Here is a 16,929-nt window from a genome sequence, read left to right as displayed (position 1 = left end):
TCTTTAAGCTTTATCATTTACCAGTATATTTACTATTACGAGGGGAGAGGGGAGGGCTTTATAATTATTAAACATTAATTAATATTAGGTAGATAAGAAAAAAGAAGGCTGATATAATGTTTTTAGAATATTTATAAAGGAGTTATTAAATGAAATACTATTTAGCACCAATGGAAGGAATTACGGGATACATATATAGAAATTCTTATGAAAAATTTTTTAATAATATTGATAAATACTTTACACCTTTTATTGTTCCAAATAATAGTACAAGCCTTAAAACTAAAGAATTAAGAGACATTTTGCCTGAAAATAATAAAGGAATGAATATAGTGCCTCAAATACTTACTAACGATTCAGAAGGTTTTATTACTACTTCTAGAAAATTACAACAATTGAGTTATAACGAGGTTAATTTAAATTTAGGCTGTCCTTCTGGAACGGTTGTTTCAAAAAATAGAGGCTCAGGATTTTTAGCCAAAAGAGAAGAACTGGATACGTTTTTGGATGAAATATTTAAAATAGATGATATGAAAATTTCTATAAAAACTAGAATAGGAAAAGATAATCCAGAAGAGTTTTATGAGTTAATAAAAATTTACAATAAATATCCTATAGAAGAATTAATCATTCATCCTAGAACACAAAAAGATTTTTATGGAAATAAACCTAATTTAGAGGCGTTTAAAGATGCATTATCTTTAAGTACTAACTCAGTATGTTATAATGGTGATATTTTTACTGTTGATGATTGTGATAAATTAATTAAAGCTTTTCCAGAACTAAAAACAGTTATGATTGGAAGAGGTATACTAGCCAATCCAGGGTTAATGGATTCTATAAAAGATAATACTAATTTAGATAAAAAAGTTTTAAAAGACTTTCATGATGAAATTTTAAATACATACATAGAAGTATATAATGAAGATAAAAATGCAATATTTAGAATGAAAGAACTATGGGGATATATGATTTACATTTTCTCAGATAATAAAAAATATGCTAAAAAAATAAAGAAGTCACAAAAGTTAAGTGATTATAATGCAGCTGTCTTAAGTTTATTTGCAGAACAGGAAATCATAGAAGGGGCTGGATTATTTTACAATCAATATTAAGTTATGTAATGTAATTATGTTTTACTTAAAATGTTTGGAAGGATAAGGAAGACAGAGAATCTTTTATTATTGACTACACTATACCTATAAGATATACTTAAATAAAAAAGAATAAAAACGATCATGTAACTGGCGGAAATGGAGTTTACCATAGGGAGCATGATTGAAGAAGAATATCGACCGCCTGGGTAAATATAAATTTATCCAGGTGGTTTTTTGTTTTAATTTATTTTTGGAGGTTATTTTTATGAAAGATTTTGAAATTGTACTTAAGTATGGATGTAATCCTCATCAAAAGCCAGCTAGAGTTTATACAAAAGGCGGAAAATTACCTTTTAAGATTCTAAATGGAAATCCAGGCTATATTAATTTTATGGATGCTTTTAATTCATGGCAGTTGGTTAAGGAGTTAAAACAAGCAACGAAGCTTCCAGCGGCTGCGTCCTTTAAACATGTAAGTCCAGCAGGTGCTGCAGTAGGGATTCCTTTAAGTGACGCATTGAAAAAATCATATTTTGTTGAAGATATAGAGTTAACTCCTGTTGCCGCTGCTTATGCAAGAGCAAGAGGGGCAGATAGAATGTCTTCTTTTGGTGATTGGGCTGCAATAAGCGATGTTGTTGATTTGCCTACTGCTACAATTTTGAGTAGATCTGTTTCAGATGGAATAATTGCAGCAGGATATACAGATGAAGCTCTAGAACTTTTGAAGAAGAAGAAAAAAGGTAACTATTGTATAATAGAAATGGACTGGGATTATGAACCAGAAGAGATAGAAACAAGAGAAATTTATGGAATAACCTTTGAGCAGAAGAGAAATGACATTTTAGCAAATAAAGATATGCTTAATAACATAGTAACTAATAATAAAAATATTACAGAAGAAGCGAAACGAGATTTGCTTATTTCAATGATTACGTTAAAATATACTCAGTCTAATTCTGTTTGTTTTGTATTAGATGGACAAGTAATTGGTGTTGGTGCAGGACAGCAGTCCCGTATACATTGTACAAGATTGGCTGGATCAAAGGCAGATATTTGGTACCTAAGACAGCTTCCTGTTGTGCTTAACTTACCTTTTAAAGAAGGTATTTCAACGCCAGAGAGAGACAATGCCATAGACCAATATCTTAGAGATGATATTACTCAAATGGAGATGAAAGAATGGGGCAATGTGTTTAAAGAAATACCTAACAGATTGACGAAGGAAGAAAAGGCAGAATGGTTATCCAATTTAACTGAAGTTTCATTGGGGTCAGATGCATTTTTCCCATTTAGAGATAACATTGACAGGGCAGCTCAAAGTGGAGTAAAATACATTGTTCAACCTGGTGGATCAGTGAGAGACGATATAGTAATAGATGCATGTAATGAATATGATATTGCTATGGTTTATTCTGGATTAAGACTATTTCATCATTAAAATCAAAGACTTTAAGAATTATAAATTATTGCTTTAAACTGCTGGTAAATACTATTTACCGGCAGTTTTTATATGCAAAAAACTAACAGTAAAAATATGAAAATGTAGTTAAGTTGTGATTTTCCTGTAAAGAAACTGTAACAATCCAAGACTAAAATACAAATATAAGTTTAATACTGAAAGGCAGTATTGAGTGCAAATATAAATAATTGAGGTGAGGTAAATGAGCAATAGCACAGTTTATTCTGTAATAGTACCTTTGTATAATGAGGAACTTGTTATTAGTGAAAGCTATAAAAGATTAAAAAAGGTTATGGATTGTGCTGAAGATAATTATGAAATTATATTTGTGAATGATGGAAGTAAAGATAAAACAAGAGATAAGGTAGAAGAAATATGCAAAAATGATGAGAAAATAAAACTTATAAATTTTTCTCGAAATTTTGGACACCAAGCTGCCATAACAGCAGGAATGGATTTAGCTTTAGGAGATGCAGTCATTGTAATAGATGCTGATCTTCAAGATCCGCCAGAAGTCATTCTTAAAATGATTGAAAAGTGGAAGGAAGGCTATGAGGTTGTTTATGGTAAAAGAATAAAAAGAGAAGGGGAGACACTTTTTAAAAAAATTATTGCTAAATTATTTTATAGAGTACTAAAAAGTATGACTACAGTCAATATTCCAGTGGACACAGGAGATTTTAGACTCATAGATCGAAAGGTATGCGATGCTCTAATAGCACTTCCTGAAAAAAATAGATACGTGAGGGGGCTTGTAAGTTGGGTTGGGTATAAGCAAACCTCTGTGGAATTTGTTAGGCAAGAAAGATTTGCAGGTGAAACCAAATACCCTTTAAAGAAAATGATGAAGCTAGCCTTTGATGGCATAACATCATTTTCTTACAAACCACTAGTAGTTGCGGGGTACTTTGGAGGGTTAACTTTTTTAATAGGAGTAATTGTAACTATTGTTGTTATTATAAGAGATATGATAAACAGAACAGAGATAATCAACTTTGGGTTAATTTTAGCGATGAATGTAATGATGTTTGGCATGACTCTTGGAAGTATAGGTATAATGGGGCAGTATATTGGAAGAATTTTTGATGAAAGCAAAGGAAGGCCCATTTATATAATTGACAGTACTACAAATTATAAGAGAGTTGATAAGAAATATGAAGTTAGTAATTAGAGTAACCAACTATGTTTTAAATGGAAAATTCAAGAACTTAAGTCGATTTTCTATTATTGGAGTATTAAATACTCTTATGGATTTTGCTGTATTTACAATATTTCATAGTCTCTTTGAAGTAAATTATGCAGTAAGCCAGATAGCAGGATATAGCTTTGGGGTTATAAATAGCTTTGTATTTAATAAGAATTGGACATTTGGGGATAGAAACGCAAATAAAAAGACAGTTCATGAATTATTACAATTTATTGTAATTAACTTAATTTCACTGGCAATTACAATAATATTTATGAAACTTTTAATAAAAAATTTTGAGCTTAATGTATATGTAGCAAAAATAATTGTAACATTCATAGCTCAAATAACAAATTTTCTTGGGTATAAGTTATGGGTATTCAACTAGGTATGTATTGAATTTTATAGAGGTTATTTAAAATAGGATAAATAAAGGTAACTTTATAAGGGAGGCGATAAAAATGAAAAGAGTAAAATTCACAAAAGAAACTTTAGGATTGTCACTGATTTTAATATTATCTGCAATATTAAATTTTGCAAATATAAGTATAGAAGGATATGCAAATGAGTATTATGCTGCTGGCGTAAAGAGCATGCTTATGAGTTTTAAAAATTTCTTTTTTGTGTCCTTTGACCCAGCAGGGTTTGTAACTATTGACAAACCACCATTAGGATTTTGGATACAAACTATATCAGCTAAAATATTTGGCTTTAGTGGGTGGAGTATACTTTTACCACAGGCTCTTGCTGGAGTGATTTCAGTTTGGCTTATATATTATCTTGTTAAAAGATCCTTTGGAATCGCAGCAGGTTTGATTTCAGCATTATGCCTTGCTGTGACCCCAGTGTTTGTAGCAGCAAGCAGAAGTAATACGATAGATAACTTACTTGTGGTAACTCTATTATTTGCTTGCTGGGCCATTTCGATAGCAGCAGAAAAAGGAAAAGTTAAGTATATTATAATAAGTTTAGCTCTCGTGGGAGTTGGCTTTAATATAAAAATGCTGCAGGCTTATATGGTAGCACCAGCTTTATATATAACATATCTTCTTTCTTCAGCAGTATCTATCAAAAAGAGAATAATACATCTTGCTTCTGCAACGGTTGTTCTATTAGCGGTATCCTTCTCCTGGGCCTTAATTGTGGATTCAGTACCTGCAGCAAATAGACCTTTTGTGGGAAGTAGTACTAATAATACAGTTAAGGAACTTATATTAGGACACAACGGACTAGAAAGAATTATTGGCGGAAATAAAACCGCTGGTGGCAGAGGACAAATGGATGGAGAAATGAAAGAAGGGCAAAATCAATCTAAAGAGGGTGTTGATGCAACTTCCAGTGCCACACAAGAAAATTTAGGTCAAGGAATGCCATCAGGTCCTCAAGATGGTAATCAGGGACAAGGTGTGCCAGGAGATTTTTCAAATAAAGATGATCAAGGTCAAAGAGGATCAGGACAAGGTAATGGAAATATGCAGCCACCAGGTGGAGGAGGTACTGGCGACGGATCAAGAGGAGGTCAAGGTGGACTGGCAGGATCTTTTGGAGGAGAAACACCATCAGGAATAACAAGATTGTTTTCTAAAAATGTTTTATCGGATCAAATAGTTTGGTTCTTACCACTTGCTATATTGGGGTTTGCAGCAGCAACAATAAAGGAAAAACTAAAATTTCCTTTTGATAATAAAAGAAAGTTGGCATTAGTATTGTGGAGTGTTTGGTTAGCACCTGAATTTATATACTTTAGTTTTACAAAAGGATTGTTTCACCCATATTATTTAACTATGATGGCACCACCAATTGCTGCCTTAACTGGAATAGGAGTTACAGCAATGTGCGAATTGCATAAAGAAGGTGGTTGGAAGTCTTGGATTTTACCAGTATCCTTTGTATTAGAAGGATTGACACAATTATTAATGCTATCCTATTTCTATAATAGTATATCTACTACTATAAGGACTATAATCATAGCATCATTAATTCTGTGCTTTACAGCCTCAGCTGCACTTGCTATATGGAATATAATAAATGTAGTAAAAGCGAAAAAACACATTACTGAAGATAACAACACTGATCTAAATAAAAGTAAGGAAATGAAGTTAAGTAAGGCATTGGTGAGCATTGCTCTAATAGGAACTTTAGTAACTCCACTTATTGGTGCAAGTACCCCTATATCACATAAGCTAAGCGCGGTTACTCCTTCAGCTGGACTAGAGCTTCTTTCCAGCGGACAGAGAAATAACTTTGGTGGAGGTAGTGGTCCTAATAATAACAATACGAAATTAATTGAATTCTTAAAAAGCCACAAAACAAATGAAAAATATCTGCTTGTGGTTTCATCTGCTGGCAGTGCACAAGATATAATAGTTAATACTGGTGAGTCTGTAATGGCCCTTGGAGGTTTTTCAGGATCTGACAAAATACTTACTTTAGATCAATTTAAAGAGCTAGTTAAGAAAGGTGAAGTAAGATATGTGCTCACAGGAGGCATGGGCGGAAGAGGCTCTGATGAAGACATTATGAGTTGGGTTCAAAAAAATGGTACTATCGTTCCAGAAAGTGAATGGAAGGATTCAAATGAAGGAACTAACAAAGATTCTAATTTAGTAAGACAGAATTTTGGTGGACCTGGAGGAAATTCAGGACAATTATATGATTTGAAAAACGCAGTAAAAAACTAAAAAATATTACGATTATATAAGTTTAAATTTTATAATTATTAACAGGATTTAACAATATTAAGAGAGACTTAATAGTTTTTAAAGAGAGGATTGTATGGTTATGACGGTAAAAAAAGCGATAATTCCAGCAGCCGGACTCGGCACAAGATTTTTGCCAGCAACAAAAGCTCAACCTAAAGAAATGCTGCCTATAGTAGATAAGCCTACTATTCAGTATATAGTTGAGGAAGCTGTTGCTTCTGGTATTGAAGAAATACTAATTATCACAGGTAGAAATAAAAGGGCCATAGAAGATCATTTTGATAAATCCGTTGAACTTGAAGATGAGTTGCAAAACAGCAGCAAAGGGGATTTGCTTGAAATGATACAGGGTATATCTAATATGGCCGATATTTACTATATGAGACAAAAAGAACCTAGAGGTCTAGGTCATGCTATAAGTAGAGCTAAAACCTTTGTAGGAAATGAACCCTTTGCTGTTATGCTTGGTGATGATGTAGTTGATAGTAAAGTACCATGTTTAAAGCAGCTAATGAATTGCTATGATAAATATAAAACTTCTATTTTAGGAGTACAATCGGTTCAAAAAGAAGATGTATTTAAGTATGGAATTGTAAATGGTATAGAGATTGAAAATAGTATTTACAAGGTCAACAACATGATAGAAAAACCTAGAATTGAAGAGGCACCATCTAATATTGCCATTCTTGGAAGGTATATAATAACTCCTAAGATATTTGAAATGTTGGAGGAAACGACCGGGCAAAGGTGGTGAAATACAGTTGACGGATGCTCTAAAGAAGTTAGCAAAGCAAGAGGCAGTATACGCCTACTGTTTTGAAGGAAAAAGATATGATGTTGGAGATAAGTTAGGATTTATACAAGCTAATATAGAATATGCTTTAAAACGTGAAGATTTAAGAGAAAATCTCATAAAATATCTTTTAAGTATTAAGGAAAAAAATAATACCGTAGTAAATGAAGAACTATACTATAGTTTTGCGGGGTTATTGGTTAAGTGATATAATTGTGACAAAGTTGTAACAAAAATACTTTATAATATAGATAGTAACATTTTTCGGAGGTATATTATGAAGGGCAAAAAGATACTAGTAGTTGATGATGAGCCGTTAATAAGAAAACTCGTAACAGATTTTCTTAAAAAGGAAGGATATAGTACCATTGAAGCAGAAGATGGGCGAAAGGCATTAGAGGTGTTTTCTAATGAGGAAGATATAGATTTAGTAATTCTTGATGTGATGCTTCCAGAATATGATGGTTGGACTGTGTGTAGAGAGATAAGGAAAAAATCAAGAATTCCAATCATGATGTTAACTGCAAGAGGAGAAGAATTTGATGAAATCTTTGGCTTAGACATTGGGGCAGATGAATATATTGCAAAGCCCTTTAGTCCTAATATATTAATAGCAAGAGTAAATGCTGTGCTGCGAAGAGTTGCATCTATAGAAAACAATGACTCTAAGGAATTTAACGGATTAACGATAGATCATAATGCGCATCAAGTAACTATCGAGGGATATACAGTGGATTTAAGTCCAAAGGAGTATGACTTACTAATATATCTTACTGAGAATTATGGAAAGGCACTAAGTAGAGAACAGATATTAGATAAAGTATGGGGGTATGATTATTATGGAGATTTAAGAACAGTTGACACTCATATAAATAGATTAAGAATAAAACTGGACTCAAAAAGTAACTATGTACATACGATACGTGGATATGGTTATAGATTTGAGGTTGAGAAATGAATAAATCTATAAGATCAAAACTTTTTATCTCCATAACATTTTTGCTAATATTTTTTATTTTTCTTCTATGGATGTTAAATACTTTATATCTTAATCAGTATTATATAAGCAAAAAGAAAAAAATACTTGAAGATAATGTAAAAAATATAACAAACATATACAAAGGGAATGTAGGAGACATACAAAATGAGCTAGATAGAACAGCTAATATAACTGGAAGTAATATTGATATTCGTGATAAAGATGGAAAACCAATTTATAATTCTGCACGTAGATTACCAGATGAAAAACACATACAAAGTGATAATCCTCTCAAAGGAGGACCGAAACCACCACCGGAGCAGCTTCCTGGTGATAAACTGAACGAATATACTGAGGGACAATATACCTTTGAAATCAGAAGAGATATACAGTTAAAAATAGATTTTCTCACTCTTGTAACAAAGTTAAGCGGTGGGGAGATTCTTACTATAAGAGTTCCATTAGTTTCAATAAGAGAAAGCGTGGATATTGCAAATAAATTTATTATTATTACAGGAATTATAATTATAATTCTTGGCAGTATATGGGCTTATATGTTTTCAAGGAAATTTACTAAGCCAATATTAGAGGTAAATAAGATTGCTCGAAATATGGCTAAGTTTAATTTTACACAAAAATGCAGTATAAAAGGTAAAGATGAAATTGGTCAACTGGGGCAAAGTGTTAACTATTTATCTGGTGAGCTGGACAGGGTAATTACAGAGTTAAATATAAAAAACAAAAAGCTTGAGGAAGATATTGAAAAAGAAAGAAAAATAGATGAGATGAGAAAAGAGTTCATATCCAGTGTTTCACATGAGCTAAGAACTCCTCTGGCAGTAATACAAGGGTATGCGGAAGGGCTAACTAGCAATGTTGCTGAAAATGAAGAAGACAGAAAGTTTTACTGCGATGTTATAATGAATGAAACGGACAAAATGAATAAGTTGGTAAAGGATTTATTAAATCTTTCTCAAATTGAATCAGGATATTTTCACATCGAAAAAACAGAATTTAATCTAACATCTTTAATAGAATATGTGCTTAATAAATACAAAGCTATAGTTGATGAAAAGAATATAAAAATAAGATTTGATATTGGTGAAAGTAATATTGCTTGTGGGGATATGGTAAGAATTGAGCAAATACTTACGAATTATATTAATAATGCAATTAACCACATAGACGGCGATAGGGTCATAAAAATAAGCAAAATTATTAAAAATGATAAGATAAAAGTATATGTATTCAATACTGGAAAACACATTCCAGAAGAATCTTTGGAAAAATTGTGGAACAGTTTTTATAAAGTGGATAAAGCTAGAACAAGAGCTTATGGAGGATATGGTCTTGGACTTTCTATAGTAAAAGCTATTCAAGATCTTCATAATAACTCCTATGGTGTAGAAAATAGCGAGGGGGGAGTAACTTTCTGGTTTGAAGTAGATAAAGTGCAGGAGATTACTTAAGATTATAAAGAGAAAAACAACAAATAGAAAGTTTATTAGTAATAGGGGGATGCCATATGGAAACTAAAATCAACTTAATAAGAAAAAATGAATTTCAAATAAGTAGATGGTCCGGAGGAACTACAACAGAACTTTTAATATATCCGGAAGAAGCAAAGTATAGTGAGAGAAACTTTAAATGGAGACTTAGTTCTGCAAAGGTTGAAGTAAATGAATCAGAGTTTACGTATTTGCCTGGCATTTCAAGGATTATTATGATTATCGATGGGAAATTGACACTTGAACATAAAGGGCACCACAAAGCAGTACTTGGCGTCTTTGAACAGGATAGTTTTATGGGAGATTGGGAAACCAAGAGTTCGGGGATTGTAACGGATTTTAATTTAATGATGAATGAGGAATGTACTGGAAAATTACAAGCCCTATCTTTTAAAACTGAAGATACTATTAAAATTTTGTTAAATGAAAGTAGTAAAGAATCAAATCAGATTACAGATGCTTTTTATATTGTGCAGGGTAGTATTCAAATAGCTGAACAGGATAAAGTATTTGAGGTTAATGAGGGAGAATTACTATCTGTTACAAGAGAGAATAATGAAAGTAAGTGTGAGCTGAGTATTTACAACAAAGGAGATAAAGAAGCGAAGATTATAAGAACAACAATCTTTTATTAAATAAATTATAACGTAAAATAATAGCGAATAAAACACGTTGTAGGTCATACAACGTGTTTTAAAATTTAAGTTTTTATTATTTTATTAATATCCATTACCTCTTAAGCTGTTTAAAGCTCTATATACATTAACTGCTAGATCTGATATTGTTATTTGATCTTTTGGTCTAAATTTATTATCAGTATCATTAGTAAGTCCAAGGCCTTTTGATATGGCTACATATCCTGTATTTGCAGGGGTTATATCATTAGCATCACTATATGAGAGAGTAAAAATTCCTTTTGCTTGCGCAAGCTTATCATACCCTAGAAGTTTTACTAAAGATTTGATAGCTTCCTCTCTTGTAACTTTTTCATTTGCATTGAAGTCTCCTGAGTTATCAAGCATTCCATATGAAACTGCCATTTGTAAATACTTATATGTTTCATCGTCTTTTGATCCGCCATAATTTATTTTAAGGACTGATGAAGTCTCTAACATATAAGGTCTATAACCTTTTGCATTGACAAGAATTTTTACCAGGTCAGCTCTGGTGATTTGCTTATTTAAATCAAAATCTTTAGTGTCAATTATTCCTAATGAAGCTAAAATGCTAAGTTCTTTTTCTACAGGACTTCCCTTGATTTTTGCTTTAAATGCTTCAAAATTATTATCAATTTCTTGACCATTATAATCTATAAATTTACCTTTAAAAGCATCTATACCATTAAGTTGTCTGTATTGTAATCCATCTAGTACACTGTATACTAATTTAACTCCAAGCTCTGAATTTTTTGGATCTTTGCTTGTATTAAAAAGTGTGTATTGAAGTTGAGGTCTATAGGTATTAAAGAATATATTCTGTGCATCTGATTTACTTATAACTCCATTAGCTGAAGGTGCATTTAAACTCTGAGTCCATCTGCTGTCAATATTAGCTATTTCACCTGTTGATGAGTTAAAGTTTACACTAATAGAATCATCCTGATAGGATAATCCATTTACTAATCTATTAAAATTAAATCCATATAATCTATCAAACTGAGGAACATTATTATAATACTCTGTACGCTGAATATATGTTTGCTTAGTATCAATATCTTTAACTTTGTCTGGGAAGTATTTTTTTACTATATCTATAGACTTACTATATGCTTGTTCCCAAGTAATTTTTGGTTTGGAATTATCGTCATTTGAGCCAAATTTATCAACAGGATTAAATCTATTTATGGATACTAGTTGTCCTGTTAAAGAGTCTATAGTTATCTGTCCTTGATCTGCAAAATCGTTATTTGCACCTTTTTTTATGAAATGACTTGACCAGCATGTAAGTCCTGATCCATATATACCATTATTATCTTGATAGCTTGTTGCCTCAATATCATAGCCATCTCCATATATTTCTTTAATTAATGATTTCATTATTGTTTCAGCAGCATTGCTGGTTAGTTCCTTGTCCAACTTTTGTACTGATTTATAGCTTCCTATAAAAGATTTTTTCTGATTTTCATCTAAATCCGTTACTTTTTTATCCAATGGACTGGTATTACTATAATCTAACATTTTACCTTCTTTTGCATCAATGTTAACTCCGCTTGACATATCAGGCATATAGGCAATCTTAGTAGTTTTTGTTTTTGTATCATATCCATATTCATCTCTATAAGGCACATATTTAAGATCTAAATTTAAGTTATCTTTAAATATTTGATTTGCTTTTTCTTGTGATATAATCCCATCTTGTGAAGGAAGCTGATAGTCATTCCATCTGAAACCGTAAGAACGTATTTTACCTGTAATACTGTCCACAGTTACGTTCAAAAAGTTTCCTGAGAAAGGAATATTATTAACTACTCGGCAATAGTTAAAATTATATGATGTTGGATCTCCCTTCCATCCATAAGTCATAGAATCATTTTTTACCAATTTGCATTGTGAAAATTCTTGTGGGTTTATTTTATTTAGAAATTTTACTGCCACTTCTTTTGCCTGATCTTCTGTTAGAGTTGCAATTCCAGAAGCTTGTCCGCGCAAAGATGTCATAACATCTACATTAGTAACTTTACCGTTCGTAGCGTCTACCGAAACATTAACGCTCACATCTTTTTCTTGATCATGTGAATTCCAGTTTATCTGCCAAATATAGTTTTTATTATTAGCACCAAATTGAGAATACTGATAATCAGGTGTAAAATTCACGTTGGTTTGATATTTTGTGTCATCAATACTAAAATCAAAATAATCTTTTAGAATTTTTTTAGCAATAACTTTTGCTTCATCCTTTGATATTTTAGAATTGCTTTCGTTTATGGCACTTACTGTTGTAGTATTAGATACAGTCGTATTGGACAATGCTTTACTTGTTTCCTGTGCATAAACCGGTGATACAAGGCTAAGAGAAATTAGAGCGGTTAGAATAATAGCGTATGTTTTTTTACTTGTCATAGTTATCCCCCTTTGTATATTTTATAGGTAGAGATTATTGGTATTTTATTAGACGATACAAAATTGCAAAGCGCTCCCGATTGAGGTAAAATTTTCATTATATATGTATTATATATGATAAACTAGACACATAGATTACAAATATGTTACATTATGGATATATAATTAAGAATAATTTATGCAAAAGAGGAGGAATAGTTAATTTGAATGCTATAGAATCCCGTTATTTAAAGAGAAAAGCTATCTATGAAAAGTTACTAAAAAAGCAAGTATATTCAATTAATTTTATATCTGCTTTAAGGCTTATAGTTTTTATTGCCGTTACAGGTTTAGCGATTTTTTCCTATATGATTAAAAAGTACTATTTTAGTATTCCAGTACTAATTGTGTTTGGTATATTGTTTATAATTTTACTTAGTAAACACAGTAAAATTAGATATAATAAAAAATGCTCAACATTGATATGTAAAATAAATGATAATTCTTTAAAACGTCTAAAAGGAGAATGGAAATCTTTTGAGGATGCTGGAGAAGATTTTTTAAATGATGACCATAATTATTCAAAGGATTTAGACATTTTTGGAAAAGGATCACTTTTTCAGTACATTAACACTGCTAGTACTTATTTAGGAAGAGAAAAGATAAAGTACATGTTAACAGCTCCAAATTATAGTATAGAAGAAATATATGATAGACAGGAGGCGGTAAAAGAGCTTTCGGATAATCTTGGGTGGAGACAGAGATTTATGGCCGAGGGAAAGATAGCTACAGAAAAAAAGAAAAATCCAGAACTATTATTTAAATGGGGAAAAGAGAAAAATAATTTGTTTTGTAGCGGAAAGTTTATACTTATGACATATATTTTACCCATTATTACAATAGGAGTTAGTTTATTATATTTTTTATCACATAGTATACCATATTATTTTCCACTTATATGTATAGGAATTCAGACAATTATAATTAAGTTTAACTTTAAGAAAAGCAATAAAATATTAAATGTAGTTTATAAATACAAAAAGGATATAGAAGTATATAGTAAAATGTTAAATCTTATTGAGAAAAAAAGATTTAAATCTAGATATTTAGTAAAACTAAAGGAGAATCTTATTAGCGAAAACGAAATAACTGCAACGAAGCAAATTAATAAATTATCTATAGTGGTAGATCTAATCTCTGATAGAGCTAATTTTTTTTATCATATAGTAAATATTGTAACTTTGTGGGAATATCACTGCTTAATTAGATTGGAACGTTGGAAAAAAGAATCTGGTGGATGTATAGAGCAATGGCTAAATGTTATTGCAGAGGTTGAAGCGTTATCAAGCCTAGCTGTAATTAAGCATGACTATCCAGAATGGGCAATGCCAGAAATAAAGGAAACTTCTCTAATAGTTGAAGCTAAAAATATAGGCCACCCGTTAATAACTAAAAATCGCGTATGTAACAATTTAAGAATAGATAGAAATCAAAGCATTTTCTTGATAACTGGTTCCAATATGTCTGGTAAGAGTACATTGCTTAGAACTGTAGGAATTAACTTAGTTTTAGCTTATGCAGGTGCATCAGTTTGTGCTGATACCTTTTGTTGTTCTATAATGAATATCTATACCTGCATGAGAATAAGTGATAACCTGGAGGAAAATGTATCATCTTTTTATGCAGAACTTTTAAGAATAAGAAAGCTTGTAGATGCTACAAAAGAAAAAGAACCAGTCTTTTTCTTACTGGATGAGATTTTTAGGGGAACAAATTCTAAAGATAGACATACAGGTGCAAAAGTCTTAATAGAAAAATTAAGCAATGAAAATGCTTTGGGAATGGTGTCAACTCATGACCTTGAGTTAGCTGATATAGAATATAAAAACGATAAAGTTAAAAATTACCACTTTAGAGAGCATTATGAAAATGATGAAATATATTTTGACTACAAATTACGTTCAGGAGTTTCTACAACTAGAAATGCAATATACTTAATGAGAATGGCAGGTATTGATATAGACAATAGTAATACAGGTAGTAAAGATTATGAAGCATATTGAAGAAGAGTTAAAAAAGATAAAGGTTATAGATAGGGAAGACATTATAAAGTTTAAAAATTATATATATAAAAAGTACCCTGAAAACACAGCAGTAAAAAATGCAAAAATACTTTCAGATACAATTCATCAGATTATATATACTAAATTAGATGGCATACCTGAAGACTTTAAGTTATCTATTAAAATTATTACTTTAAAAAATACTCTTGGAAGCAGCAAAAATTTAATTACTCTTTATGACATTTTTGATTCTTGTGTAATTGATGAAAATCTAAGAACTAACTTTACAAGAGAACTAATAAGCTGGGTTAATGTACATAGCAACACTAAAATTGAAATGGATGAGGCTCAGCTTTATTTACAATTTAAGTATGATAAAGAGGTTAACTCAAATACATTGCTAAAAGAGGACATGCATATTGAAAGTAAAGAGATGCCTTCTAGCAATGCTATAACAATTAAGAGTGAAAAAATACCACTCAATAGTGTTATGCCACTAGATAACTCATGCAGCAGTAATTTTAAACCTACTTTACAAGATGTTTTAAGTTACTTAAGAGAGTTGAATTTTCGTAGAGGGACAGTAGTACTAGCTATTTGTGTATTTAGTATCGGGTTATATACTTTAAGTAAAGGATTGTTTTTAAACGTAAAAAAAGCTGAATACAAAAGTGAAAATTATATTTTTCAAACTGATAAAATCATAGAAACTTCTAATATTCATCCTAATATTCACATGCCTGTATACATGAGATATAAAAAAGTAAACGAGGAAAAATTAAAAAACTTTTTAGATAAACGTAATTCTCTTTTAACTAAAGAGCCTTATTTTTCTACTATACTTTCTGTATCAAAAGAATTTAATTTAAATCCTATTGTACTTTTTTCTGTAGCAGGACAGGAACAAAGTTTTGTGCCTAAAGATAATCCTTATGCTTCTAAGATAGCGAATAATCCATATAATGTGTTTCATAGTTGGAAGGAATATAACACTAACATAAAAGACTCCACAAGTATAGCTGCTAGAACATTGATTAATTTGTCTAAAAATACACCTGAAGATACAGATCCATTTTTATGGATAGGTAAGAAATATGCAGAGGACAGTAAGTGGGGGAGTGGTGTTAGATCTATATTTGAAGAATTAAGTAACTGGGTAAACTAAAAATACAAGAGCTCAAATTTTGTGTATGTAAAATTTGAGCTCTCTATTTTATTTATGATGTTTTAACATTAGCGGATACTGTCTGAAGTGAGTTTATTAGCGTATCCATATCTGCACTTAATTTTTTTAATCCATCTATTCTCGTATTTTGGATAGAAATAACATTGTCTAGTTGTGCTTCAGCATCTTGAAAGTTTTTATTTTTAACATCGGTCTTTATTGTTTGAAAATCTTTTGTTATAGCCCCCTTAGTGGATGCTAATGCAGAGGTTTCATCTTTTATGGTTTGCAATTGAGTTTTTATTTTAGATAAATCATCAGATGCTAATTTTTTATTGCTTTGCTTTATCTCTTTAGTTAAAGTTTTTATAGTAGCTCTTTTTTCAGATACTTCTTTTCTTAAAGAAGCAATTGTTTGGTGATTTTGTTTTATTGCATCTTTTTTAGGTGTTATAGTAGCTTTATATTGCTGCCATTCTTGTTTGTTAGCAATTTTCTGTTGTTTTGTCAATCCATTTCCTAAGTTATTTGCACCGCTAGTTACTCCTGCAGCATTAACAGATATTGCAGGTACAAAAAGGGAAGCAGAAATCAATGCTGAAACAATTTTAAATTTTAAATTTTTCATTTTTACATCTCCTTATTTTAAATTATTTATTAAAGACTCAGTGTCATTAATATCCTTAGTATTATCCATGTCATTTAGTGTTTTATCTAATGTGTCCATTGAATTGGACAAATTATCTATTGTATCATTCTTTGTATTAGAGCCTTGTTTGGTAGAAGAATTACTCTGACTCGAAGTGGATTTATTTGTAATCTCATTAGAATTATTTAGATTTCTATTTGCTGAGACAGCTTCTCTTTTGTACATCCAGTAATGGAAAAAGATATAATCACTACTATAAATAATGATAATATGCCTTTGGTCATTTA

13 protein-coding genes, 1 pseudogene and 1 riboswitch are annotated in these 16,929 nt (G+C 30.9%); of the genes and pseudogenes, 11 read left to right on the top strand and 3 right to left on the bottom strand.

Annotated features, from left to right (window positions below; translation table 11 throughout):
• Positions 1–149: 149 nt before the first annotated feature.
• From RCG18_RS26765 to RCG18_RS26725, 9 genes and pseudogenes are all read left to right on the top strand, one after another.
• Positions 150–1,115: a tRNA-dihydrouridine synthase family protein gene (locus tag RCG18_RS26765; RefSeq protein WP_308039008.1), complete on the top strand. Its 966-nt coding sequence runs from the start codon at positions 150–152 to the stop codon at positions 1,113–1,115.
• Between the two features lie 115 nt (positions 1,116–1,230).
• Positions 1,231–1,312, top strand: a riboswitch (ZMP/ZTP riboswitch).
• A gap of 50 nt (positions 1,313–1,362) precedes the next feature.
• Positions 1,363–2,538 (top strand): phosphoribosylaminoimidazolecarboxamide formyltransferase, encoded by a 1,176-nt coding sequence (locus tag RCG18_RS26760; protein WP_308039007.1) that lies wholly within the window; start codon positions 1,363–1,365, stop codon positions 2,536–2,538.
• A 223-nt stretch (positions 2,539–2,761) separates the two neighbouring features.
• Positions 2,762–3,730, top strand: coding sequence for a glycosyltransferase family 2 protein (locus RCG18_RS26755; RefSeq protein ID WP_308039006.1), 969 nt, complete (start codon positions 2,762–2,764; stop codon positions 3,728–3,730).
• Positions 3,714–4,133 (top strand): GtrA family protein, encoded by a 420-nt coding sequence (locus RCG18_RS26750; protein ID WP_308039005.1) that lies wholly within the window; start codon positions 3,714–3,716, stop codon positions 4,131–4,133. Before RCG18_RS26755 ends, RCG18_RS26750 begins: the two co-directional genes overlap by 17 nt.
• Before the next feature lie 73 nt (positions 4,134–4,206).
• Positions 4,207–6,426 (top strand): glycosyltransferase family 39 protein, encoded by a 2,220-nt coding sequence (locus RCG18_RS26745; protein WP_308039004.1) that lies wholly within the window; start codon positions 4,207–4,209, stop codon positions 6,424–6,426.
• Positions 6,427–6,526: 100 nt separating this feature from the next.
• A pseudogene (gene galU, locus RCG18_RS26740) lies at positions 6,527–7,448 on the top strand (UTP--glucose-1-phosphate uridylyltransferase GalU).
• Between the two features lie 69 nt (positions 7,449–7,517).
• Positions 7,518–8,198 carry a response regulator transcription factor gene (locus tag RCG18_RS26735; protein ID WP_308039002.1) on the top strand — a complete coding sequence of 227 codons (681 nt, stop codon included), beginning with the start codon at positions 7,518–7,520 and terminating at the stop codon, positions 8,196–8,198.
• Positions 8,195–9,688, top strand: a complete 1,494-nt coding sequence (locus RCG18_RS26730) for a histidine kinase dimerization/phospho-acceptor domain-containing protein (protein ID WP_308039000.1) — start codon at positions 8,195–8,197, stop codon at positions 9,686–9,688. The genes RCG18_RS26735 and RCG18_RS26730 overlap by 4 nt, the downstream gene beginning before the upstream one ends.
• Positions 9,689–9,744: 56 nt before the next feature.
• Entirely contained in the window at positions 9,745–10,362 is a 618-nt protein-coding gene (locus RCG18_RS26725; protein WP_308038999.1) for a HutD family protein, read from the top strand.
• A gap of 84 nt (positions 10,363–10,446) precedes the next feature.
• Here RCG18_RS26725 and RCG18_RS26720 read toward each other — a convergent pair whose 3' ends face one another.
• Complete coding sequence (locus tag RCG18_RS26720; RefSeq protein ID WP_308038998.1) at positions 10,447–12,786, bottom strand: YcdB/YcdC domain-containing protein; 2,340 nt, start codon at positions 12,784–12,786, stop codon at positions 10,447–10,449.
• A 203-nt stretch (positions 12,787–12,989) separates the two neighbouring features.
• Here RCG18_RS26720 and RCG18_RS26715 point away from each other — a divergent pair, with 203 nt between their 5' ends.
• A complete protein-coding gene (locus RCG18_RS26715; RefSeq protein ID WP_308038997.1) occupies positions 12,990–14,828 on the top strand; it encodes a DNA mismatch repair protein in 1,839 nt (612 codons plus the stop codon).
• Positions 14,815–15,993: a hypothetical protein gene (locus RCG18_RS26710; RefSeq protein WP_308038996.1), complete on the top strand. Its 1,179-nt coding sequence runs from the start codon at positions 14,815–14,817 to the stop codon at positions 15,991–15,993. Before RCG18_RS26715 ends, RCG18_RS26710 begins: the two co-directional genes overlap by 14 nt.
• Positions 15,994–16,045: 52 nt before the next feature.
• Here the strand turns inward: RCG18_RS26710 and RCG18_RS26705 are convergent, their stop codons facing one another.
• Positions 16,046–16,621 (bottom strand): hypothetical protein, encoded by a 576-nt coding sequence (locus RCG18_RS26705; RefSeq protein ID WP_308038995.1) that lies wholly within the window; start codon positions 16,619–16,621, stop codon positions 16,046–16,048.
• Between the two features lie 12 nt (positions 16,622–16,633).
• The gene (locus RCG18_RS26700) at positions 16,634–16,867 is read right to left on the bottom strand and encodes a hypothetical protein (RefSeq protein WP_308038994.1); all 234 of its coding nucleotides are present in this window, start codon (positions 16,865–16,867) and stop codon (positions 16,634–16,636) included.
• Positions 16,868–16,929 lie beyond the last annotated feature (62 nt).

The organism is Clostridium sp. OS1-26 (assembly GCF_030915445.1).
In the GTDB taxonomy this organism is placed as follows: domain Bacteria; phylum Bacillota; class Clostridia; order Clostridiales; family Clostridiaceae; genus Clostridium_AM.
The sequence above is the reverse complement of the archived record's forward strand: the minus strand, read 5'-3'. Positions and strand labels throughout refer to the sequence as shown.